The organism is Ferrovibrio xuzhouensis, assembly GCF_042648965.1.
GTDB lineage: Bacteria > Pseudomonadota > Alphaproteobacteria > Ferrovibrionales > Ferrovibrionaceae > Ferrovibrio > Ferrovibrio xuzhouensis.
Window position 1 is genome coordinate 263,624 of record NZ_JBHRYJ010000003.1, and the last position, 21,903, is coordinate 285,526.

At 67.3% G+C, this 21,903-nt stretch carries 19 protein-coding genes and 1 pseudogene; 5 read left to right on the forward strand and 15 right to left on the reverse strand.

Features of this window, described 5'->3' with window-relative positions:
* Positions 1-28 precede the first annotated feature (28 nt).
* From ACFOOQ_RS15020 to ACFOOQ_RS15050, 7 genes and pseudogenes are all read right to left on the reverse strand, one after another.
* Positions 29-1,789: pseudogene (locus tag ACFOOQ_RS15020) on the reverse strand (PAS domain-containing sensor histidine kinase); the annotation flags it as partial.
* A gap of 167 nt (positions 1,790-1,956) precedes the next feature.
* Positions 1,957-3,087 (reverse strand): type III PLP-dependent enzyme, encoded by a 1,131-nt coding sequence (locus ACFOOQ_RS15025; RefSeq protein ID WP_379728663.1) that lies wholly within the window; start codon positions 3,085-3,087, stop codon positions 1,957-1,959.
* Between the two features lie 418 nt (positions 3,088-3,505).
* On the reverse strand, positions 3,506-4,147 hold the full coding sequence (locus ACFOOQ_RS15030; protein ID WP_379728108.1) for a FecR domain-containing protein: 642 nt from the start codon (positions 4,145-4,147) through the stop codon (positions 3,506-3,508).
* Positions 4,148-4,271: 124 nt separating this feature from the next.
* Positions 4,272-4,910 (reverse strand): uracil phosphoribosyltransferase, encoded by a 639-nt coding sequence (gene upp / locus ACFOOQ_RS15035; protein WP_379728110.1) that lies wholly within the window; start codon positions 4,908-4,910, stop codon positions 4,272-4,274.
* A 32-nt stretch (positions 4,911-4,942) separates the two neighbouring features.
* Complete coding sequence (locus ACFOOQ_RS15040) at positions 4,943-6,175, reverse strand: URC4/urg3 family protein (protein WP_379728112.1); 1,233 nt, start codon at positions 6,173-6,175, stop codon at positions 4,943-4,945.
* 5 nt (positions 6,176-6,180) lie between these two features.
* The gene (locus ACFOOQ_RS15045) at positions 6,181-7,470 is read right to left on the reverse strand and encodes a GTP cyclohydrolase II (protein WP_379728114.1); all 1,290 of its coding nucleotides are present in this window, start codon (positions 7,468-7,470) and stop codon (positions 6,181-6,183) included.
* Positions 7,467-9,014: an acyl-CoA carboxylase subunit beta gene (locus ACFOOQ_RS15050; RefSeq protein ID WP_379728116.1), complete on the reverse strand. Its 1,548-nt coding sequence runs from the start codon at positions 9,012-9,014 to the stop codon at positions 7,467-7,469. Before ACFOOQ_RS15050 ends, ACFOOQ_RS15045 begins: the two co-directional genes overlap by 4 nt.
* A 234-nt stretch (positions 9,015-9,248) precedes the next feature.
* Here ACFOOQ_RS15050 and ACFOOQ_RS15055 point away from each other — a divergent pair, with 234 nt between their 5' ends.
* Positions 9,249-9,710, forward strand: coding sequence for a carboxymuconolactone decarboxylase family protein (locus ACFOOQ_RS15055; RefSeq protein WP_379728118.1), 462 nt, complete (start codon positions 9,249-9,251; stop codon positions 9,708-9,710).
* A 6-nt stretch (positions 9,711-9,716) separates the two neighbouring features.
* Here the strand turns inward: ACFOOQ_RS15055 and ACFOOQ_RS15060 are convergent, their stop codons facing one another.
* Together ACFOOQ_RS15060 and ACFOOQ_RS15065 are read right to left on the reverse strand one after the other, a co-directional pair.
* Positions 9,717-10,133, reverse strand: coding sequence for a PaaI family thioesterase (locus tag ACFOOQ_RS15060; RefSeq protein WP_379728120.1), 417 nt, complete (start codon positions 10,131-10,133; stop codon positions 9,717-9,719).
* 9 nt (positions 10,134-10,142) lie between these two features.
* Complete coding sequence (locus tag ACFOOQ_RS15065; RefSeq protein ID WP_379728122.1) at positions 10,143-10,745, reverse strand: TetR/AcrR family transcriptional regulator; 603 nt, start codon at positions 10,743-10,745, stop codon at positions 10,143-10,145.
* A gap of 132 nt (positions 10,746-10,877) precedes the next feature.
* Here ACFOOQ_RS15065 and ACFOOQ_RS15070 point away from each other — a divergent pair, with 132 nt between their 5' ends.
* A complete protein-coding gene (locus ACFOOQ_RS15070) occupies positions 10,878-12,806 on the forward strand; it encodes an O-linked N-acetylglucosamine transferase, SPINDLY family protein (protein ID WP_379728124.1) in 1,929 nt (642 codons plus the stop codon).
* Here the strand turns inward: ACFOOQ_RS15070 and ACFOOQ_RS15075 are convergent.
* Genes ACFOOQ_RS15075 through ACFOOQ_RS15090 form a run of 4 tightly spaced genes read right to left on the reverse strand, consistent with a single transcriptional unit; the run spans position 12,788 to position 16,313 of the window.
* Positions 12,788-13,570 carry an SDR family oxidoreductase gene (locus ACFOOQ_RS15075; protein ID WP_379728126.1) on the reverse strand — a complete coding sequence of 261 codons (783 nt, stop codon included), beginning with the start codon at positions 13,568-13,570 and terminating at the stop codon, positions 12,788-12,790. The genes ACFOOQ_RS15070 and ACFOOQ_RS15075 overlap by 19 nt on opposite strands.
* Positions 13,571-13,620: 50 nt before the next feature.
* A complete protein-coding gene (locus ACFOOQ_RS15080; protein WP_379728128.1) occupies positions 13,621-14,730 on the reverse strand; it encodes a CaiB/BaiF CoA transferase family protein in 1,110 nt (369 codons plus the stop codon).
* Between the two features lie 11 nt (positions 14,731-14,741).
* Positions 14,742-15,143, reverse strand: a complete 402-nt coding sequence (locus ACFOOQ_RS15085) for a rhodanese-like domain-containing protein (RefSeq protein ID WP_379728130.1) — start codon at positions 15,141-15,143, stop codon at positions 14,742-14,744.
* Between the two features lie 42 nt (positions 15,144-15,185).
* Positions 15,186-16,313: a hypothetical protein gene (locus ACFOOQ_RS15090; RefSeq protein ID WP_379728132.1), complete on the reverse strand. Its 1,128-nt coding sequence runs from the start codon at positions 16,311-16,313 to the stop codon at positions 15,186-15,188.
* Positions 16,314-16,458: 145 nt separating this feature from the next.
* Between ACFOOQ_RS15090 and ACFOOQ_RS15095 the strand changes: the two genes are divergently transcribed.
* Positions 16,459-17,328 carry a transglycosylase SLT domain-containing protein gene (locus ACFOOQ_RS15095; RefSeq protein ID WP_379728134.1) on the forward strand — a complete coding sequence of 290 codons (870 nt, stop codon included), beginning with the start codon at positions 16,459-16,461 and terminating at the stop codon, positions 17,326-17,328.
* A 27-nt stretch (positions 17,329-17,355) separates the two neighbouring features.
* Here the strand turns inward: ACFOOQ_RS15095 and ACFOOQ_RS15100 are convergent, their stop codons facing one another.
* Both ACFOOQ_RS15100 and ACFOOQ_RS15105 read right to left on the reverse strand, forming a co-directional pair.
* Positions 17,356-18,288 (reverse strand): 2-hydroxyacid dehydrogenase, encoded by a 933-nt coding sequence (locus tag ACFOOQ_RS15100; protein WP_379728136.1) that lies wholly within the window; start codon positions 18,286-18,288, stop codon positions 17,356-17,358.
* A 79-nt stretch (positions 18,289-18,367) separates the two neighbouring features.
* Positions 18,368-19,420, reverse strand: coding sequence for a glycosyltransferase family 4 protein (locus tag ACFOOQ_RS15105; protein ID WP_379728138.1), 1,053 nt, complete (start codon positions 19,418-19,420; stop codon positions 18,368-18,370).
* 294 nt (positions 19,421-19,714) lie between these two features.
* Between ACFOOQ_RS15105 and ACFOOQ_RS15110 the strand changes: the two genes are divergently transcribed.
* Entirely contained in the window at positions 19,715-20,812 is a 1,098-nt protein-coding gene (locus ACFOOQ_RS15110) for a polyamine ABC transporter substrate-binding protein (protein ID WP_379728140.1), read from the forward strand.
* Between the two features lie 4 nt (positions 20,813-20,816).
* Positions 20,817-21,896: an ABC transporter ATP-binding protein gene (locus ACFOOQ_RS15115; protein ID WP_379728142.1), complete on the forward strand. Its 1,080-nt coding sequence runs from the start codon at positions 20,817-20,819 to the stop codon at positions 21,894-21,896.
* Positions 21,897-21,903: the final 7 nt, after the last annotated feature.

The following is a 21,903-nucleotide window of genomic DNA, read 5'->3' on the forward strand; positions in this document are numbered from 1 at the left end:
GGTTGCGCCGGCAGCGTTCGGCCGGCAGCGACACGGTGACCGTGGTGCCCTCGCCGAGCCGGCTGTCGAGGTCGAGGCTGCCGCCATGCAGCTCGATCAGGCTGCGCGACAGCGACAGGCCGAGTCCGGTGCCTTCATGGCCGCGCGACAGCGCACTGGCCACCTGGCTGAACGGCTGCTGCACGCGTTCGATATCCTCTTCGGCGATGCCGATGCCGCAATCGGCCACCCGCACGGTGACGCCGCCGCCGGGCTGCCATTCGACCGCCACCTCGACCCAGCCGCCTTCCGGGGTGAATTTCACGGCGTTGCTCAGCAGGTTGATCCAGACCTGGCGCAGGCGCCGGGAATCGGCCCAGACCGAAGCCGCCGGTACCGGCATGCTCTTGCGCAGGGTGATGCGGCTGGCCATGGCGCGTTCGCGCACCAGCAGCAGGCCGGCCTCCAGGCTTTCGTCGAGATCGTTCCAGTCCTCGTCCATGCTCATCTTGCCGGATTCGACCTTGGCCATGTCGAGGATGTCGCCGATCAGCGCCAGCAGATGCTCGCCGCTGGCGACGATGTCGCGGCAGTATTCGCGATACTTCGCGTTGCCGAGCGGACCCATCATCTCTTCCTGCAGCACCTGGGAAAAGCCGAGGATGGCGTTCAGCGGCGTGCGCAGCTCGTGGCTCATGTTGGCGAGAAAATCCGACTTGGCCCGGCTGGCGGCTTCCGCCTGTTCCTTGGCCTGCATCAGCTGCTGCTCGGCGCGGCGCTGGGCGCTGATGTCGCGGAACATGCCTTCGATCATCACCATGTTGCCGCGGTCATCGCTGACCCGGCGCAGCGTCTTCGACACCCAGATCACCGAACCGTCGCGACGGCGCATTTCGGAACGGAAGTCACGGGCATGGCCATGGCGGTCGAGCTGCAGCAGCAGCTCGCTGCGCCGGTCCGGATTGACATAGAGCTGCTCGCCGGCGCGGTTGACCGTCGCCAGCATCTCCTCCGGCGAGTGGAAGCCGAAGATGGTGGCGCCGGCCTGGTTGACCGCCAGCACACGGCCTTCGGGCGTGACCTGGATGATGCCCTCATGGACATTGTCGAAGATCTGGCGGTATTTCGCCTCGGCCTGGCGCAGCCGGATCTGGGCGCGCTTGCGCAGCGTGATGTCGGTGAAGATCGCGACATAGCCGCCGGGCTGCAGCCGGCGCCAGTCGAAATTCAGCCAGGTGCCATCGGCCAGCCGCACTTCCTGCTTGCGATCCGCCTTGGTCGAGGCATCGATATAGGCATTGATCCAGGCCTCGGCCTCTTCGGCGCGCAGGGTCAGGATGCCGCGCTCGATCAGCATGGCGAGGAAATCGCGGGCCGGCAGGCCGGGCCGCAGGTCGACCGCCGACAGCCCGAACAGCTGCGGCATCTGGCGATTGAAGCGCACCAGGCTGGGACCGGCATCCCAGACGGCAAAGCCTTCGCCGATCGAGTCCAGCGCGGTCAGCAGCAGCGCCTCTTCGTCGGGGACACCGGCGCCTGCTGCGGCATAGCCATCGTCGTGCCGCCCGAGGGCGGCAAAGAACGCGTCATCGTCCGTCTCCGGCCGATCGGTCACGGGGCCCTCCGGACGGGGCCGAATGTTATGGGCATGGGTGTAACGGGGGATGTAACAGGGCAGCCGCCCCGCCGTCGCAGCGACGGCAGGGGAATGGATGCACGCAAACGCCACCGGCAAGCGGGCTGCATCGGCTACCTCCCCCACCCGGGACCGCGCTTTATGCGAGTATCCCGAGGCCGCGATATTTGTCACACAAGCCAACCCCTGCTGCAACCGGATTCGGCGGAAACGGCAGTCCGGTTAGGGATTTGGCAAACCCAAGTTGGGCCGGGTTGTACCCCTTGCCACCCATTGGTAGCAAAAAGGCCGGCAGCTTTCGCCGCCGGCCTTTGCAACCCGCTCGATACCCTGACGACCGATCAGATGCAGTAGCTCTTCAGCGGCGGAAAGCCGTTGAAGCCCACCGAGGAATAGGTCGTCGTGTAGGCACCGGCGGACAGGATCAGGATCTTGTCGCCCACTTCGAGGCCGAGCGGCAGCTGGTAGTCCGCCTTCTCGTACAGGATGTCCGCGCTGTCGCAGCTCGGGCCGGCCAGCGAAACCGGGCCGGTCGGGCCGCCGTCGCGCGGCGTGACGAAGCGGTACTTGATTGCCTCGTCCATGGTCTCGGCCAGACCCGAGAACTTGCCGATATCGAGATAGACCCAGCGACGGTCGTCCTCGTAGTCCTTCTTCGAGATCAGCACCACTTCGGCCTGGATCACGCCGGCATCGCCGACCAAGCCGCGGCCCGGCTCGATGATGATTTCCGGCAGGTTGTTGCCGAAATGGCTGGTCATCGCCTGGGTGATCGCCTGGGCATAGGCCTCGAGCATCGGCACGTCGGACCGGTAGCGCGCCGGGAAGCCGCCGCCGAGGTTGACCATGCGCAGGTCGACATCGGCTTCCTGCAGCACGCTGAACATCTGCGCCACCTGGGCGACCGCCTTGTCCCACTGGCCGAGGTCAGTCTGCTGTGAGCCGACATGGAAAGAAATGCCGTAGGGGTCGAGCCCCATGCGGCGCGCCTTGACCAGCAGGTCGCTGGCCATGCGCGGCGAACAGCCGAACTTCTTCGACAGCGGCCATTCGGCGCCATCGCATTCCATCAGCACGCGGCAGAAGACCTGCGCGCCGGGCGCGGCAGCCGCCAGCTTCTCCAGCTCGATCTCGGAGTCGAAGGCGAACAGCCGCACGCCCTTGGCATAGGCGCTGGCGATATCGGTCTTCTTCTTGATCGTGTTGCCGAAGGAAATGCGGTCCGGGCTGGCGCCCTGGGCCAGGCAGAGATTGATCTCGCCGATCGAGGCGGTGTCGAAGTTCGACCCCAGCTTCTGCAGGCGGCCGACGATGGCCGGCTCCGGATTGGCCTTGATGGCGTAAAACACGCGCGCCAGCGGCAGCAGCCGCTTCAGCTCGCGATAGTTATGCTCGACGATGTCGAGATCGACCACGACGAACGGATCGGTCTCGGCCGTCTCGGCCAGAAACTTGTGCTGTTTCGGGGTGATCTGCCCCAACTCGACACGCGACCTGGACGTGGAACGTCGCAGACGGGTGACCGTGCGGCCACCATTGGCTGCAAGCATCGAAACCTCCCTCTCGGACCGGCTCTGAACCCGACACAGCTTGCGCTGTGCCACCAAAAGAGACGCGTTCGTCGTTGCATAACCTGCCAGGGGCCATCGGCACGTGCGGGTGCGTCAATGAGGCCGTATTTACAACAAACGGCCCCCATTGCAATAGGAATTAGGCCCTCGCCCCAAAAAAACTGCCGGCCGTGCCGGAAGCTGGCGACAGCGGCGGGGACACCGTGCCGTCGCGCCCGCCCGCGGACAACAAAAAAGCCGCATGACATGCGGCTTTCCTGAAATCCCGGCGGCGCGGCGGCAGCGACGGAATGCCGCGGCCTGTCGTCGGGCGCGCGCTTCAGTCGAGCGTGGCGACCTGCCCGGTGAGGCCGGAGAAGTCCTGCAGCCGCTGCGGGCTCAGCACCACCGGCATGCTCGGGCTGCCGAGTCCGACGATGCGGGTGGCCTGGCCGATGGTGTCGAGCTGCACGCTGCGGCCGCCGAAGCCGGCAACCTCGGCGCGGCCGACGCTGAGCAGGGCGACCTCGGTGGCATCCGGCCCGATCCGGCCGGCCACCGTCGCCGTGCGCACCGCCACGGTGCCGGTCGGCAGGACGATGTGGACGACGCCCGGATTGGCGGAATCGACATAGAAGCTGCCGCGCTCGAGCCGCAGCACAATCCGGTCAGCGGCGAACTCGTCGACGCTGAGCGTGCTGTTCGGCCCGATGATCACCACGGAATGGTCCTGCAGGATGAACTTCACCCCCGAACCGGGACCGCTGGCGATGCGGCCGCCGAGCATGACCGGCCGGCCCTGACGGGTTTCATGGCCCACCACCCTGGGAGCCGCCGCGGGCGCCGCGACCGGCTGCACCGCGGCGCCCTCTGCGGCACCGGGCGTGTCAGAGGCCGCCCAGCAGTTGGCAGCAAGGCCGGCCGCAAGCGCGACGGCGAGAGTGAGGGTTGCGCGCAGGGCGCGGCGACGCAGGGCGGCCATGGCACGGCTCCGGATTCGAGGGAAACGGGATTGCAGGCATTCTGCCGACAATCCCGCGAATCCGCAGCCGGCTTGCAGCCCGGGGGTTGTGACCGCTGCTACAGGCTGTCGTGTTTCAGTCGCGTTACTTGGTGCCGTAGATGCGGTCGCCGGCGTCGCCGAGGCCCGGCCGGATATAGCCATGCTCGTCGAGCTGGCGGTCGATGGCGCAGGTGAAGATGCTGACGTCGGGGTGGTTGTCCTGCATCACCCGCAGGCCCTCGGGAACCGTCAGCAGGCAGACGAACTTGATCTGCTGGGCGCCGGCCTCCTTCAGCCGTGTCACGGCGGCGGCGGCGGAATGCCCGGTGGCCAGCATCGGATCGACCACGATCACCTGACGTTCCCCCACATCCTCGGGCAGCTTGAGGTAATACTCCACCGGCACCAGGGTCTCCGGATCGCGGTAAAGGCCGACATGGCCGACGCGCGCCGAAGGCACCAGGTCGAGCATGCCGTCGAGGATGCCGTTGCCGGCGCGCAGGATCGACACGAAGCACAGCTTCTTGCCGGCCAGGATCGGCGCCTGCATCGGCTCCAGCGGCGTCTCGATGGCGGTCTTTTCCAGCGGCAGGTCGCGGGTCACCTCATAGGCCAGCAGCAGGCTGAGCTCGCGGACCAGCCGGCGGAACTCCGCCGTCGAGACCTCCTTGCGGCGCAGCAGGGTCAGCTTGTGCTGGACCAGCGGATGGCTGACCACGGTGACATTCGGAAACGCGTTCATCGCTTCAATCCCCCGATGCGATAGGTCGATGTTCAGAATACGGTGCCGTCGCTGACCACGTTGAGCGGCGGCCCGCCGCCTTCCCGCTTCTCGCGGGCGATCTTGCGGCCGGCGGCCCAGGTGCCGCCTTCGAGGATGCGCGCCAGCGGCATCTCGGCGCGGCTCTTGCCGAGCCGCTCGCGCACCGGATCGGCAATGCGATCAAGCAGGGCCAGGGTCAGCGCCCGCCATTCCACGACCGCCTCGTCCTCGACCGGGATCGGAAACGTCTTCAGCGCGTCGTGGCGCACGCTGAGCACGCCCATGTCGATGAACAGGCCGCCGTTGCGGTATTCCGGCAGGCCGGTCAGGTCGTCGAGGCCGGTCACCGTGATGCCGGCATCCTCGAAAATCTCGACCAGCGAATAGGTCAGCCACTGCGACAGCTTGTGGAACGGCACCAGACCCGAGGTGAGATCGCCGCTGACGATGCCGCGATGACGCCAGACGTCGCCAAGGTTGGCGCCGTCGAGGCTCATGCGCGACGGCCAGATCGGGCCGAAACCGTCCAGCACCGCGGCCAGGATCGCCCGCGCCGGCAGTTTGCCGTCCACCGCCCTGTGCTTCAGCCAGTCATAGAGTCCGCCGATGCGGTGGCCGGCACCGAACAGGTCGGGCCGGGCGGCCAGTGCCGCACCGAGATTGCGCATCAGGGCCGCGCGGCCATCGACGCCGACCAGCGGATTGCTGTCCGACACCTGGAAGGCATGGGCGATGGCGTTCGGCGCCAGCGGGCTGAGGCCCGTCGCATCGGCACGCAGCGGCTGGGTCTTGTCGCCAGAAAATAGCCCGGCACGGAAGGCGTGCAGGCTGGCCACCGCCAGTCCTTCGGAGCGGCCGATGGACTTGCCCGCCTCGCTGAAACTCCAGTCGGGGCCGGCACCGGCATCGAGCAGCACGCTGGTGACGCAGAGATCGAAGCGGATGCGGGCGATCTCGTCGGCATCGACGCCCTTCAGGCCGGCCGCAAGCTGGCCCCAGCGATCCACGCCCTGGGCCGCGAAATGCCGCCAGCGCGCGTGATAGGGGATCTGCAGGGTCGGATAGTTCTCGCGGATCACCTGCGCCACATAGTCAGCCGTGGCCGGCAGGCGGTCGAAATGCACCTGGAAATTCGGCAGCGCCTCACGCTCGCCAAGGGACAGAAGTTCGTGGCAGCGCGACCGGATCGCTTCCGGTGTGCGCAGCCAGGCCACGGCCTGCGCCGGGTCATTCAGATTGGTCACGCTGCTTACTCCGTCAGGCCGCGGCCCTTGGCCTGTTTCAGTTCCTCGGCATCCGGCACCTTCTCGGTGAAATAGCCGGCCGCCTTCTTGGCATCCATCTCGACCCTGGCATCGGCCGGGATCAGCGCGTCGGGGATCGGCACGCGCTCGACCACCGCGATGCCGCTGCTGACGATCGGCTCGTATTTCATGTTGCTCATCGAGACGAGCCGGTCGATGCGGGCAATGCCGAGCCAGTGCAGGATGTCCGGCATCAGTTCCTGGAACCGCATGTCCTGCACGCCGGCGACGCATTCGGTGCGCTGGAAGTAGGTTTCGGCGCGGTCGCCGGCCTCCTGCCGCTTGCGCGCGTTGTAGACGAGGAACTTGGTTACTTCGCCGAGCGCCCGGCCTTCCTTGCGGTTATAGACGATGACGCCGACGCCGCCCTTCTGCGCCTCCTCGATGCAGACCTCGATGCCGTGCGCCAGATAGGGCCGGCAGGTGCAGATGTCCGAGCCGAACACGTCCGAGCCGTTGCATTCGTCATGCACGCGACAGGCGATCCGGGTCTCCTTCTTGCCCAGCCTGGAGACATCGCCGAACAGATAGACGGTCATGCCGCCGATCGGCGGCAGGAACACCTTGAGGTCGGGCCGCGTCACCAGTTCGGGGAACATGCCGCCGGTCTGCTCGAACAGGCCGCGACGCAGTTCGGTCTCGCTGATCTTGAACCGCCGGGCCACGCCGGGCAGCCACCAGACCGGTTCGACCGCCACCTTGGTCACCTTGACGTCGCCATTGGCGGCAAGGATGTCGCCATCGGGCACCAGCCGGCCGGCCTGCACGGCCTGATGCAGCTCCGGCATGTTGATATGCGCCTTGGTGACGGCAACCGTCGGCCGGATATCCCAGCCGGCGGCGATCTGCCGGGCGAAGACCTCGCTGGTCATATGGCCCCAGGGATCCATCGAGACGATCTTCTCCGGGTCCGCCCATTGCGGAAACGGCCCGATCCGCTCGGCCGGCGCGGTGTTGGTCAGGTCGGGCTTGTGCTCGGCCTTGAGCTGGCCGGAGGCGATGGCGAGCGCGCGATACAGCGAATAGGCGCCGGAATGGGTGCCCACCGCATTCTTGCCGCCGGGATTCTGCAGCGTGGCGACGATCGGACCGCGCAAGCCCGGATCGGCAGCGCCCCAGTCGATCGGCAGCGGCTTTCTGCTGTCGGTCTTGCTGGGATGCGAGGTCAGCACGATCGACTTCGGCGCCGGCTTCTTCTCGTTGGGGATGTTCGGGATGTCGGTGGTGGTTGTCATGGTCTGTACCCGAAGGTTGAGGGACCCGCCTTGCGCAGCGGGGCAGCGAGACTGGCGAATTCACAGAGCAGCGGCCGGGTGTCGCGGGGATCGATGATCTCCTCGACCAGGAAGGCTTCCGCCGTGCGGAACGGCGAGCGCACCTTGTTGAGCCGGCCCTCGATCTGCTGCAGCAGGGCAGCCGGATCCTCGGCCTTCTCGAGATCGGCGCGATAGGCGGCCTCGATGCCGCCCTCGAGCGGCAGGCTGCCCCAGTCACCCGACGGCCAGGCATAGCGGTAGCGCAGCCGCGTATGATTGGAATGGCCGGCGCCGGCGACACCGAAAGCCTTGCGCAGGATCACCGAGCACCATGGCACGCTGGCCTGGTAGACCGCCGCCAGCGCGCGGGCACCATGACGGATGGTGCCGGCCTGCTCGGCCTCGGGGCCGATCAGGAAGCCGGGAATGTCGACGAAATGCACCACCGGCAGGTGGAAGGTTTCGGCCAGATCGACAAAGCGGGCGATCTTGTGCGCGGCATCGGCCGTCCAGCCGCCACCATAGTGATAGGGATCGCTGGCGAGGATCGCCACCGGCCAACCGTCCAGCCGCGCCAGGCCGGTGATCACCGAACGACCATACATGCGGCCCATCTCGAAGAAGCTGCCGTCGTCGAGCACGGCATCGAGGATCTCGCGGGTCTTGTAGACCCGGCGGCGGTCGCGCGGGATGACCGACAGCAGCGTCTCGTCGCGGCGGTTGACGTCATCCTGCGGTGCCACCCGCGCCGGCAGCTCGTAAACCGACTGCGGCAGGTAGGACAGGAACCGGCGCGCCGCGGCGAAAGCCTCGGCCTCCGTTGCCACCGCGAGGTCGACGGCGCCAGCCCGGATATGGATGTCGCTGCCGCCCAGTTCCTCCTTGGTCATATCGACGCCGGTGCGCGCCACCACCGGCGGACCGGCGATGAACATCTGCGAGATGCCCTCGACCATCACCGAGAAATGGCTGCTGACGGCACGCGCCGCGCCGAGGCCGGCGACCGAGCCGAGCGCCAGCGCCACCACCGGCACCATCGAGAGATTGGCCACCGCATGTTCCCAGCCGGGCAGCAGCGGCACGTAGGTGCGACCGTCCATCTCCAGCGACTTCACCGAGCCGCCGCCGCCGGTGCCATCGACCAGGCGGATCATCGGGATGCGCAGTTCCAGCGCCATCTGCTCGGCCATCACCTGCTTCTGCCAGATGGCGGCATCGGCGGCACCGCCGCGCACGGTGAAATCGTCGCCGCCGACCACGACGGGGCGGCCGTCGACGCGGCCGCGGCCGAAGACGAAATTGGTCGGGCTGAAATCGCTGAGGTCGCCGGCGTCGTCGTAAACGGCGCGGCCGGCAATGGCGCCGACTTCATGGAAAGTGCCGGGGTCAAGCAACTGGTCGATGCGTTCGCGCACCGTCAGCTTGCCGCCGTCATGCTGGCGCTTGATCTTGTCGGGCCCGCCCATGCGGCGGGCCATCTCTTCCCGCCGCCTGAGTTCGGCGACTTCGGCTTCCCAACTCATGCCCTTCCCTCCGGCCTGTCGAACAGGCCCGTGGCACTGGAAAGCGATGGATTGTAATGCCGGGCACGGCGGCCGGCAACGGCCTTGGGGCATCTCCTTGTGCCGGCTTCGAAAAAACCTGTCCGATCGGTCAGTTTATGGCAAAACCGGGATATCCGGCCAGCCATGTCACAGACCCCGCCCCTGCCCCGTCTATGTTCCAGACCGCGCATGGTGCGCGGCAGGAGACCGACCATGACCCCCCGTTTAACAAATCCCCACAAGCTGGCCCCCGAAGCGATCAAGGCGATGATGGCACTGGAGGCCAGCTTCGCATCCAGCGGACTGGAACCGGCCCTGATGGAACTGGTGAAACTACGCGCGTCGCAGATCAACGGCTGCGCCTTCTGCATCCACATGCACACCACCGACGCCCGCAAGACCGGCGAAAGCGAGATGCGGCTCTACATGCTGAACGCCTGGCGCGAATCCAGCCTGTACAGCGACCGCGAGCGCGCGGCGCTGACCTGGACCGAGGCGCTGACGCTGCTGCCGCAGACCGGGGCGCCGGATGCCGATTACGATCTGGTGAAAAACCAGTTCAGCGAGGCCGAACAGGTCCAGCTGACCATGCTGATCGGCGCCATCAATGTGTGGAACCGCCTGCAGGTCGGCTTCCGCGCCGCCCATCCGGTGGACAAGAAGGCCGCGGCCTGAGCCGCATCACACCCGGGCGATGGTGGCGAGCGCGGTGGCGACGATCTTTTCGCTGCCATCCTTCTCCGCGAAGACATCCGCCCGGGTGACCACCTGTCGGCTGCCGGCCTTGACCACGCTGCCGACCGCGGTCAGCCGCTCGCCGACCGCCGGCGACAGCAGGTTCAGCTTGTATTCCGACGTCACCACGTCGCCCACCACCGAGGCGGCCGCCCAGGCGCAGACCGTGTCGGCCATGTAGCCGACAATGGCGCCATGGGCGAAGCCATGATGCTGCGTCATGTCGCGGCGGATGGCGGCGGCGATGCGCACATGGCCGGCATCGAACTCGAGCAGTTCGGTCCCCACCCAGAGGGTGAAGGGGCTCAGCGCCATCGCCTGTTCCATGGCCTCGCGACTGATCCGGTCTTGCGGCACCGCCATGATGTCCTCCTAGCGCAGGGTTTTCTGCAGCAGCCGGCCGATGCGGCGCAGCGGCTCGGCGGAATGCTGGGTGCGGGCCAGCACGATGGCACCCTCCAGCGAGGCCAGCGCCCAGAGCGCCAGATCGCCGGCCTCCCTGGCCGGCTTGCCGTCGCGGCAAAGCTGATCCGCCAGCTGGTCGGCCCAGGCCTGGTAACCGCGCAGGCAGGCCAGCCGCAAAGGCTCGACGAAAGCGCCGGTCTCGACCGCGACGATGGTGAGCGGCGAGCCGTCCTTGCAGCCGGAAGCCTCCATCCATTCCGCCACCTGCGCCGCCAGCGCACCGATGGCATCCGCCGCCGAGCCGGTGCGCGCGATCGCCTCGGTCAGCGTGGCGCTGAAGCATGCGGCGGCCCAGTCAAGGGCGGCCACGGCGAGCTGCTCCTTGCCTTCCGGGAAGTGGTGATACAGCGAGCCCTTGGGGGCGCCGCTTTTCTCGACGATCTCGTTCAGCCCGACGCCGGCATAGCCGCGCCGCGACATCAGCTTTGCGGTCATGGCGACGAAGCGCTCGCGGCTGGTGGTGGCGCGCTTCACCGCCAGGCTGGTTGTCCGGGTCGCTGTCTTGGCCATGCCGGTATTATATAGACTGGTCTAGTGAATGAAAAGACCGAAAATACCCGCCCGGCCCGGCAGTGGAAGGGGAACCGGCACTTCTGGTTAAATCGCCGGGCCAGATTCGCCGCCCGCCGGAGCCCGACCATCGTGACCATAGACTTCGAAGCTGCGCGCGCGCTGTTCCTCGACAGCGTGAAGCGGATCGAGGCGGAGGATTTCCCCGCCGCCGAAGACCTGCTGTGGCGGGCCCTGCGGCTGGCGCCCGAGCGGCCGTCGCTGCTGTGCAATCTCGCGGCCGTGCTGTTCCGCCAGAGCAAGTTCGCCCAGGCACGCGACATCGCCGAACGGGCGGTCAAGCTGGACCCGCAATCGCCGCAAGCCTGGCTCAATCTCGGACGCTGCCGCGAACAGGATGGCGAGGCGGATGCCGCCGAGGCCGACTACAAGCGCGCCCTCGGATACGATCCGGATTATGCCGATGCCTGGTCGAATCTCGGCAATATCCATGCCGGCCGCCATCAGCTCGAGGAGGCGCTGGCCTGCTATCGCCGGGCGACGGCAATCCGTCCGGATTTCGCCGAGGCGATCAGCAACGAGGCCACCCTGCTGGCGCGCCTGAAGCGCTTTGCCGAAGCCGTCCGCCGCTTCGACGACGCCATGGCGATCAAGCCCGGCCTGCCGTGGCTGCGTGGCCTGCGCTGCCACGAGAAACAGGTGCTGTGCGACTGGTCGTCCTTCGACGAGGATTGCCGGCAGATCACCGCACAGCTTGCCGACGGCCGGCCGGCGAGCCCGCCGTTTCCGCTGGCCTCCCTGCCCGCCACGCCGGCCCTGCAGCGGCAATGCGCGGAACTCTACAGCGCCCAGATGTATCCACCGCAACCGCCGGAGCCGGCATCGGCGACACCGGATTCAGGCCGCCTGCGCATCGGCTATTTCTCGGCCGACTTTCACAATCATGCCACCGCCTATCTGGCCGCCGGCCTGTTCGAGCAGCATGACCGGGAACGGTTCGAGATCGTCGCCTTTTCCTTCGGGCCGGAGCGCCAGGATGCCATGCGGCAGCGGCTCGTGCAGGGCTTCGACCATTTCCATGACGTGCGCGGCCTGTCCGACCGCGACATCCGCCGGCTGGCGCGCGACAGCGGCATCCAGATCGCCGTCGACCTCAAAGGCCACACGCTCGACCAGCGCACCGGCATCTTCGCCGGCCGGGCGGCACCGCTGCAGGTCTGCTACCTCGGCTTTCCCGGCACCATGGGGGCGCCGTATTTCGACTATATCCTCGCCGATGACACGGTGCTGCCGCCGGAGCACCAGCCGCACTACAGCGAGAAGGCGGTCTGGCTGCCCGACACCTATCAGGTGACCGACAGCCGCCGGGCGCCGGCGCAGACCACCGGCACGCGGGCCGATCACGGCCTGCCCGGCGCTGCCTTCGTCTTCTGCTGCTTCAACAATCCCTACAAGATCACGCCGGATGTCTTTGCCGTATGGATGCGGCTGCTGCGCGACTGCCCGGGCAGCGTGCTGTGGCTGCTGGAATCCGCACCGGAGACCGGCGCCAACCTGCGCCGCGAAGCCGCCCGCCATGGCATCGACGGTGCCCGCCTGATCTTCGCCCGCTATGCGGAAGCATCGGCGCATCTGAACCGGCAGCGCCATGCCGACCTGTTCCTCGATACCTTCCACTACAATGCGCATACCACGGCGAGCGACGCCCTCTGGGCCGGCCTGCCGGTACTGACCCGGCTCGGCGAGGCGTTTCCCGGCCGCGTCGCCGCCAGCCTGCTGCGGGCCGCCGGCCTGCCGGAGCTGGTGATGCAGTCGACGGATGAATATGCCGCCCTGGCCGCGGCGCTGTATCACGACCGCGGGCGGCTGGCGGAACTGCGGGCACACCTCGAACAGACTCGCATGACCTGCGCGCTGTTCGACACCGCCCGCTTCTGCCGCGGCATCGAAGCCGCGTATCAGGCGATGTGGCAACGCCACCGGGCGGGCCTGCCGCCGGATGCCATCCGCATCCCGCCGCAGCCGCCCGGCGGCACCATCACTCAGAAACTGCCGGGATAGTTGCCGCCATCCAGCAGGACGTTCTGGCCGGTCATGTAGGCCGCCTGCACCGAGCACATGAAGGCGCAGACCTGGCCGAATTCTTCCGCCGTGCCGAAGCGGCCGGCCGGAATGGTGGCGGCGATCTTCCCGAATTCGGCCTCCAGTTCGGCGCCCTGCTTCTTGCTCTGGGCGCCGATGGTGCCCTTGAGGCGATCGGTCAGGAAGCGGCCGGGCAGCAGGTTGTTGATGGTCACGCCGGTCTTCGCCACCTGACGCGACACGCCGGCGACGAAGCCATGCAGGCCCGAGCGCGCGCCGTTGGACAGGCCCAGCACCGGGATCGGCGCCTTCACTGCGCTGGACGTGATGTTGACGATGCGGCCGAACTTGCGCTCGCCCATGCCGTCGACCACCGCCTTGATCAGCAGGATCGGCGTGATCATGTTGGCATCCACCGCCTTGACCCATTCCTCGCGACCCCAGTCGTGGAAATCGCCCGGCGGCGGGCCACCGGCATTGTTGACCAGGATGTCGATGGTGCCGGCGGCCGCCAGCGCCTCGGCACGGCCGGCCTCGGTGGTGATGTCGCCCGCCACCGTCTTCACCGTCACGCCGGGCGCGGCAGCACGGATCTGCTTCGCCGCCGCTTCCAGGGTCTCCGCGCCGCGCGCGGTGATGGTGACGTTGACGCCTTCCTTGGCCAGCGCCAGTGCGCTGCCGAAACCGAGGCCCTTGCTGGCCGCGCAGACCAGCGCGTTGCGTCCCTTGATACCGAAATCCATGACCGTGTCCTTTTGTCAGTCCGTTGGGGAGAAAAACGAAAATTGCCTGCTCATGCCGGCCCGACGCCCCAGTCGGTCAGAGCGTCCTCGCCGCCCTCGCCGCGCTGCGGCGGACGGCGGGCGATGCCGCCCGGCGTGCGCGAGAACCGCGGTGCCGGTGCCGGCTGGGTGACGCCGTCGGGTGCCACGAAACTGCCGCGCGCCGCCATATGCGGATGTAGCGGTGCCTCGTCAAGCGCCAGCACCGGCGCGAAGCAGATGTCCGTGCCTTGCATCAGCGCGCACCATTCGTCTCGCGTCTTCGTGCGGAAGCACGCCGCGAAGACCGCGCGCAGCGACGGCCAGTTGCGCCGGTCGTGCTGTTTCGGCAGGGTCTTCGGGTCGAGTTGCAGCACGCGGACAAGCTCGGCATAGAACCTGCCCTCGATGGCGCCGATGGCGACATGGCCGCCATCGCGGCATTCGTAGGTGTCGTACCATGGGGCACCGCTGTCCAGCATGTTGGCACCGCGCTCGTCGCTCCACATGCCGGCACCCTTCAGCCCGTAGAACAGCGTCATCAGCGAGGCGGCGCCATCGACCATGGCGGCATCGACCACCTGGCCCCGGCCAGAGCCCTGGCGCTCGAACAGGGCCGCCAGCACGCCCATGGCGAGATAGAGCGAGCCGCCGCCGAAATCGCCGACCAGGTTGAGCGGCGGCACCGGCTTGCCGCCGGCCGGGCCGATGGCATGCAGGGCGCCGGTGAGCGCGATGTAGTTGATGTCATGCCCGGCCGCGGCGGCGAGCGGGCCGCCCTGGCCCCAGCCGGTCATGCGGCCATAGACAAGTCCGGGGTTGCGCTGCTGCAGGACGTCGGGGCCGAGCCCGAGGCGTTCCATCACGCCGGGGCGGAAGCCCTCGATGATCACATCGGCTTTCGCGGCCAGATCGAGCAGCAGCGCGACAGCCTTCGCATCCTTCAGGTCGAGGGCGAGCGAGCGCTTGCCGCGGCCGAGCAGCTCGTATTTCGGTTCCACCGGCAGGCCGAGATCGACATCGCCGGTGCGGTCGATGCGCAGCACGTCGGCCCCGAGATCGGCCAGCAGCATGCCGCAGAACGGCACCGGGCCGATCGCCGGCATCTCGATGACGCGCAGGCCAGTGAGCGGGCCACTCATCCCCCCTGCACTCATGCCTTGGCTTTCGGCGTCCACTCGGCCACCGGCAGGCCGGCCTTTTTCCAGTCGCCCATGCCGCCATGGATATGGGCGACCTTCTCGAGCCCCATCTCCTTCGCCGTGCTGGCCGCCAGCGCCGAACGCCAGCCGCCGGCGCAGTAGAAGATGAACTGCTTCTTCTCGGCGAAGACCGGCTTGTGATAGGGGCTTTCCGGATCGATCCAGAATTCCAGCATGCCGCGCGTGGCATGAAAGGCGCCGGGCACCATGCCTTCGCGCTCCAGCTCGCGCGGATCGCGCAGGTCGACGAACACCACGTCATCGCGGCCGAGCTGTTCGGCGGCCTGCTGCGGGGTCAGGGTCTCGATGCGGGCCAATGCCTCGTCGAGCATGGCTTTATAGCCTCTGGGCATGTTTCCTCCGTTTTTCTTTGTCCGGGTCCGGAAAATTATAGGTCAGCCCTGCCATGGATGCCATGGGTCGCGCCACAGCGCCGGCCATGGCCACAGCCGCGGCTGCCAGGTCCAGCCGGCGGCCAGCACTGCAGTGCGCAAGGCCGCCGCAACCGCATCATCGGGATCGCCGAGCAGCAGGTTGCTGCGCCAGTCTTCGGGCAACCGGACGTCGCCGTCGCCGTTCTCCACCACCTGCCCGACCAGCGACAGCACGTTGACGGTGCTGTTGCGGGCATCGAACTGCAGCTCGATGCCGGCCATCCAGGCGCGGCCGGCCAGACGGTCGAGATCCGGGTTGTGCAGGTTGTCGGGCGGCAGGACGGCAAGCACGCCGCCGCCATCGAGCAGCGGCAGCACCCGCAGCTTCTGGCCGCCGACCAGCAGGCCGGGCAGCCGCAGGCGCAGGGTGGAGATATCGGCGGGAATGTCCCGGTCCGGCACCTGCCGGCCTCCGGCCTCGATCAGCCAGGTCGTGGCTGCCAGCGCACACAGCACCCACAGCACGACGACCAGGCTATGGCCGCGACGGCCATGCAGCAGCCGCAACGGGCCGGGGAACCGCCGCGCCCGCAAGGCCGGCGTCGCCTGCCGCCGGCGGGCCAGCGCCGCATCGTCGGCGGCATAGAACACGAAGAGGGTATCGCCGATCAGCAGCCACTGGCCGCAGGCATAGCCGCGCGCCGTCTGTCCGGTGCGGAAGGACAGGCCGGCATCGGCATGCTCGATGCCCGATGTCGCGAAACTGCCGAAGGTGGCCGCCGCCGTCCCGGCCGCCACGGTGCCATCGGTAAAGCGGGCGGCGATTGTCGCCGTGCCGTCATCGAAGCGGGCAAACTCCGCGGCCTGGGCGGTCGGAAAGATCGGCCGCAGGTCGCGGTATTCGGCGGCATGGCGCCCGAAGACCGCCCAGGAATTCATGAAGCCGCCGTAGCGGGTGGCCAGCGCCACCGTATCGACCCGCAGACGGTGGGCCGCCCAGCGGTCGAACAGCCCGTAAAGCCCGGCCGGCAGCGCCACACCGCCGACCAGCAGCATCAGCAGCGCCAGCCACGGTGCCTGTGCCAGCAGCGCCTGTGCCTGCAGATCAAATCCGGCCCAACCGGACGCCAGTGCGGCAAGCTGCTCCACCCGGGGTTCCCCTCCATCTCTGCCCGCAGCATCCTGTTTGCCCGCAAACAGAAGGCAAAACAAGAGGATAGACGAATTACCGAAGCCTTAACGATTTCTTTGCCGCCGCCGGGCTATCCAACTCTGAGATACAGGCAAAGGATTCATGGCCCCGCTCCCTCCGTTTTCCGCTTCAATGAACCGCGATGACGTCTACCGCGTCGGCGGCCATCAGGTGAGCTACGAACTGCTGAGCACGCTGAAGCAGGCGAGCAGCAGCACCGGCGTCGACTTCGCCTATCTGGTGGCGCAGGCCGGACAGGAAAGCGGTTTCCGCCCCGATGCCCAGGCCAGCGGCAGTTCGGCCCGCGGCCTGTTCCAGTTCATCGACAGCACCTGGCTGCAGATGGTGCGCGACCATGGCGCCAAATACGGCCTGACCACCGAGGCGCAGCAGATCGGCACCAGCCCGGACGGCAAGCCCAGCGTGGCCGACCCAGCGATGCGGCGCGCCATCCTCAGCCTGCGTGACAATCCGCGCATCGCTTCGGCGATGGCCGCCGAATATGCCCGCACCAACCAGCAGGCCCTGTCGCGCGATCTCGGCATCCAGCCGGGCCAGACCGACCTCTATCTCGGGCATTTCCTCGGCACCAGCGGTGCCAGCAAGTTCCTCGGCGCCCTGCAGGACAATCCGGCACAGAACGCCGCCGCCCTGCTGCCGGAAGCCGCCGCCGCCAACCGCGGCGTCTTCTACGATGCCGATGGCCGCGCCCGCAGCGTCGGCGAGATCTATGCCGCGTTCCAGCGCAAGCTGCAGAACAACATGGCCGGCCTCGACAACCTGCAGACCGTGGTGGCCGGCACGACGCCGGTGCGCAACTCGACGGTTGCCAGCCACCTCGACGAGCAGCGCCGGATGATCGACCATGCCGTCAAGATGATGGCCTACGAGGCGCTGCGCGACGGCATGATGCGCACATCCCGCCTGATGCGCGACGACAACGAGCGCGACGGCGACAAGACCTGGGGCTGACGCCCCCCGGCCCTTTCTCTCCCTGCCCTATACGACCCGGGTCAGCACCGGCTTGCCGGCGAAATGGGCCGCCAGGTTATCCAGCACCAGCTGGCCCATGGCGGCCCGCGTGGCATGGGTCGCCGACCCCACATGCGGCGCCAGCGCGACGTTGTCGAGCTTCAACAGGGCCTCGGGCACCTGCGGCTCGTTGGCGAAGACATCGAGTCCGGCACCGGCCAGCCGGCCGTTCACCAGCGCATCGACCATCGCCGGTTCCTCGACCACGCTGCCACGCGCGATGTTGACGATGTAGCCCTTGCTGCCGAGTGCATCGATGACGGCGGCATTGACCAGCTGTTCGGTCTCCTTGCCGCCCGGACAGGCGATCATCAGGATGTCCACGTCCCGCGCCATGGCGACCAGATCGCCGTAATACTGCCAGGCGATATCGGCTTTCTTGCGGGGACCGAAATAGCGGATTTCGACGCCGAACGGTTCGGCGCGGCGGGCGATGGCCTGGCCGATGCGGCCGAGCCCCACCACGCCCATGACCTTGCCGCCCAGCTTGTCGGTCAGCGGCAGCTTGTCCTTGAGCCAGCGGCCCTGGCGCACGAAGGCGTCGCCCTGGGGAATCCGCCGCATCATCGCCAGCATCAGGGCCATGGCGACGTCCGCCACGTCGTCGGTCAGCACATCCGGTGTGTTGGTGACGATGACCTTGCGCTCTTTCGCGCAGTCGATGTCGATGGGGTCGTAACCGACCCCGAAGCTGGAAATGATCTCGAGTTTCGGCAGCGCCTCGATCAGCGCACGGTCGGCACCGACACCGCCCGAGGTCACCATCCCGCGAATGCGCGGGGCGATGTCTTTCAGCAGCGCCGCCTTATCCGCGGTCTGCCACAGGGCATGCACGGTATAATCGCGCTGCAGCGCCGCGTTGATCGGCAGCGCCGTGGTCTGCAGGATCTCGATGCCCATGCGGGCCCTCCCTCTCTCGACTGATATATGAGGGAAGAACCCTAGCGGGACGTATACGTTGCCGGCAAGGGCCGGCAGCTCAGGATGCCGGGTCGTAGGCCTGCGTGGCACTGCTGGCCTGCGGCTGCGGTTTGCGGAGCGGCGCCAGGTTCTGCAGGAACTGGTCGGTGCAGGCGTCCCAGGAATACTGCAGGGCCAGAGCCCGGCAGGCTTCCGGCGACTTGCCGAGCGCGCCCTGCACGGCCTTGCCCAGATCCTCGTCAAGGCAGCCGACTTCCGGATGCGGACCGACAATGTCGATCGGCCCGGTCACCGGATAGGCGGCAACCGGCACGCCCGACGCCATGGCTTCCAGCAGCACGAGGCCGAAGGTATCGGTCAGGCTGGGGAAGACGAAGACATCGGCGGCGGAGAAATAGCTGGCCAGATGGCCATTCTCCAGATAGCCGGCGAATACGGTCTCCGGATAGCGGGCGCGGTAACTCTCGAGATCCGGCCCGGTGCCGACGACCAGCTTGGTGCCATCGAGTTTCAGCTTGAGGAAGGCCTCGATGTTCTTGTCGACCACGACGCGGCCGGCATAGAGATAAATCGGCCGCGGCAGGTCGAGGACATCCTTCGGCCGCGGCTTGAAGCGCCCGACGTCGACGCCGCGCGACCAGGTCTTGAGATTCCTGAAACCCCAGTCGCGCAGGCTCTGCGCCAGGCTGTCGGTGGCCACCATCACGCCGGCCGAACCGCCATGGAACCAGCGCATGAAGGCATAGCTCCAGCTCAGCGGCAGCCTGGTCCGCTCGGCGATGTATTCGGGGAATTTGGTGTGATAGGCGGTGGTGAAGGTCAGGCCGTTGCGGGTGCAGTATTTGCGTGCCGCCATGCCGAGCGGGCCCTCGGTGGCGATATGGATGGCATCGGGCGCAAAGGCCTCGATCTGCTTCACCAGGCTGCGGTAGGGCAGGATCGCCAGCTCGATTTCCGCATAGGTCGGGCACGGGATGCGGCGGAACCGGTCCGGGCCGATCACCTCAACCACGTGATTGCGCTTTTCCAGCACCTCGCGGGTCTTGGTCAGGGTCCGCACCACGCCGTTGACCTGCGGGTGCCATGCATCAGAAACAATCAGAATGCGCATTGTCTGGTCTCGCCTTGCCAAGGTTCCGGCCAACACCCGGGAGCAACTCACCTGATTCGCCCATTAGATAGCGATTCGATGACAAGGCCGTGAAAGGCTGGGGATAAGTTGACGACAGACGTGACCGTTCGATGATAATCCACAGCCCTTTCCGGCAAAGGTGGAGGCAATCTGCCCGGAACCGGGCCCGGGCCGCCCCTGGGCCAATGTCGCTGCGCTGCAATACGTGCCGATTGCTGGGCTGCCGCGCCGTTGTCATAATCCAGGCACTCAACGGGATTCGGGGGAGTTTCCATGCGCCATGCCGTCTTTGCCGCCACCGCCCTGGTGGCGCTTGCCTGCCTGTCCGGCCTGCCGGCCGCCGCCCAGGAGAAAGTCGTCAACGTCTACAACTGGTCGGACTATATCGACCCGCAGGTGCTGAAGGATTTCGAGGCGGAGACCGGCATCAAGGTCCGCTACGACGTCTATGATTCCAACGACACACTGGAATCCAAGCTGCTGGCCGGCAAGACCGGCTACGACGTCGTGGTGCCGACCCAGTACTACATGGCGCGCCAGGTGCAGGCCAAACTGTTGCAGCCGCTCGACAAGAGCAAGCTGCCCAACCTGAAGACCCTCGACCCGGTGCTGATGCAGCGGCTCGCCCGCTTCGATCCCGGCAACGACCATGCCGTCATCTACATGTGGGGCACCAGCGGCATCGGCCTCAATCCCGACCTGATCAAGGCGCGCATGCCGAACCCGCCGGCCAACAGCCTGCACATGCTGTTTGACCCGGCCGTGGTGTCGAAATTCGCCGACTGCGGCGTCGAGGTGCTGGATGCCCCCGACGAGCTGCTGGTCGCGGCAATGAAGTATCTCGGCCTCGATCCAAACTCGAAGGATGCCGCCAGCATCGCCAAGGCCGAAGAGGTACTGCTGAAGGTGCGGCCCTATATCCGCAAGTTCCATTCCTCGCAGTACATCAACGACCTCGCCAATGGCGACATCTGCCTGGCTTACGGCTTCTCCGGCGACATCCTGCAGGCGCGCAGCCGCGCCGAAGAGGCCAAGAAGGGCGTGCGGGTACAGTACCTGCTGCCCAAGGAAGGCGCCCAGCAGTGGTTCGACGTGATGGCGATCCCCGCCGATGCGCCCCATGTCGACAACGCCCATGCCTTCATCAACTTCATCCTGCAGCCCAAGGTGATCGCCAAGATCACCAACGCCGTGCAGTATCCCAATGCGGTGCCGGCCTCGCTGCAGTTCGTCGACAAGGAAGCCATGTCGGACAAGGACGTCTTCCCGCCGGCCTCGGCGCTGAACCGCCTTTATACGGTCGAACCGTTCAAGCAGGCCGAGCAGCGCGTGCTGACCCGCGCCTGGACCCGCGTGAAGGGCGGCGGCTGACCCGATGCCGCTGCTGAGCATCGAGGGCGTCAGCAAGCATTACAGCGACGAGACCGCCGTCGACGCCCTCGATCTCGAGGTCGAGGACGGCGAATCCCTCGTGCTGCTCGGCCCGTCAGGCTGTGGCAAGTCGACCCTGCTGCGCATGATCGCCGGCCTCGAGATGCCCGATGCCGGCCGCATCCTGCTCGACGGACAGGACATCACCCATCTGCCGCCGCACCGGCGGCCGGTCAACATGATGTTCCAGTCCTACGCCCTGTTCCCGCATCTGAACGTGCGCGACAACATCGCCTTCGGCCTGCGCCGTGAAGGCATGGCAAAAACGGACGTCGCGAAACGGGTCGACGAAGCGATGGCGATGCTGGAGATCGCCGCCTTTGCTGCACGCAAACCGCACCAGCTGTCCGGCGGCCAGCAGCAGCGCGTGGCGCTGGCCCGCGCGCTGGTGAAGCGGCCCCGCCTGCTGCTGCTCGATGAGCCGCTCGGTGCACTCGACAAGCGCCTGCGCCAGCAGACCCAGGCCGAGCTGCGCCGGCTGAACCGCCAGACCGGCATCGCCTTCGTCTTCGTCACCCACGACAACGACGAGGCGATGGCGCTGGCCGACCGCATCGCCGTGATGCAGGCCGGCCGCCTGCGCCAGGTCGATCATCCGCGCCGCATCTACGACCGCCCGGTCGACCGCTTCGTCGCCCAGCTGATGTGCGACATCAACCTGTTCGAGGCCGAGATCGTCGCCGAAAGCGATGGCATCGTGCAGGCCCGCTGCGGCGGCCTCGACCTGCGGTTTCCCGGCGACGGCGCCCCGCGGGCCGGCGGCGGCTACCAACTGCTCGGCCTGCGACTGGAGCAGATCGAGATCGGCCGCGACCCGGTCACCGACGCGGCCAATACGGCATCCGGCACGGTCACCGACATCGACTATATCGGCGACATGACCACCATCGAAGTGCGCCTCGGCGACGGCCGCCTGGTCCGCGCCTCGCAGCTCAATGCCCTGCACGAGCCGCTGATGGACATCGACCAGACCGTCTGGCTGAGCTGGGATGCCGAAGCCCTGGTGCCGCTGTCCGATGCCTGACAGCCGC

Coding starts and splice junctions, on each gene's coding strand:
- ACFOOQ_RS15030 (WP_379728108.1), bottom strand. CDS start 4,147: ATGGCCGCCCTGCGTCGCCGCGCCCTGCGCGCAACCCTCACTCTCGCC.
- upp (WP_379728110.1), bottom strand. CDS start 4,910: ATGAACGCGTTTCCGAATGTCACCGTGGTCAGCCATCCGCTGGTCCAG.
- ACFOOQ_RS15045 (WP_379728114.1), bottom strand. CDS start 7,470: ATGACAACCACCACCGACATCCCGAACATCCCCAACGAGAAGAAGCCG.
- ACFOOQ_RS15050 (WP_379728116.1), bottom strand. CDS start 9,014: ATGAGTTGGGAAGCCGAAGTCGCCGAACTCAGGCGGCGGGAAGAGATG.
- ACFOOQ_RS15055 (WP_379728118.1), top strand. CDS start 9,249: ATGACCCCCCGTTTAACAAATCCCCACAAGCTGGCCCCCGAAGCGATC.
- ACFOOQ_RS15060 (WP_379728120.1), bottom strand. CDS start 10,133: ATGGCGGTGCCGCAAGACCGGATCAGTCGCGAGGCCATGGAACAGGCG.
- ACFOOQ_RS15065 (WP_379728122.1), bottom strand. CDS start 10,745: ATGGCCAAGACAGCGACCCGGACAACCAGCCTGGCGGTGAAGCGCGCC.
- ACFOOQ_RS15075 (WP_379728126.1), bottom strand. CDS start 13,570: ATGGATTTCGGTATCAAGGGACGCAACGCGCTGGTCTGCGCGGCCAGC.
- ACFOOQ_RS15080 (WP_379728128.1), bottom strand. CDS start 14,730: ATGAGTGGCCCGCTCACTGGCCTGCGCGTCATCGAGATGCCGGCGATC.
- ACFOOQ_RS15085 (WP_379728130.1), bottom strand. CDS start 15,143: ATGCCCAGAGGCTATAAAGCCATGCTCGACGAGGCATTGGCCCGCATC.
- ACFOOQ_RS15095 (WP_379728134.1), top strand. CDS start 16,459: ATGGCCCCGCTCCCTCCGTTTTCCGCTTCAATGAACCGCGATGACGTC.
- ACFOOQ_RS15100 (WP_379728136.1), bottom strand. CDS start 18,288: ATGGGCATCGAGATCCTGCAGACCACGGCGCTGCCGATCAACGCGGCG.
- ACFOOQ_RS15105 (WP_379728138.1), bottom strand. CDS start 19,420: ATGCGCATTCTGATTGTTTCTGATGCATGGCACCCGCAGGTCAACGGC.
- ACFOOQ_RS15110 (WP_379728140.1), top strand. CDS start 19,715: ATGCGCCATGCCGTCTTTGCCGCCACCGCCCTGGTGGCGCTTGCCTGC.
- ACFOOQ_RS15115 (WP_379728142.1), top strand. CDS start 20,817: ATGCCGCTGCTGAGCATCGAGGGCGTCAGCAAGCATTACAGCGACGAG.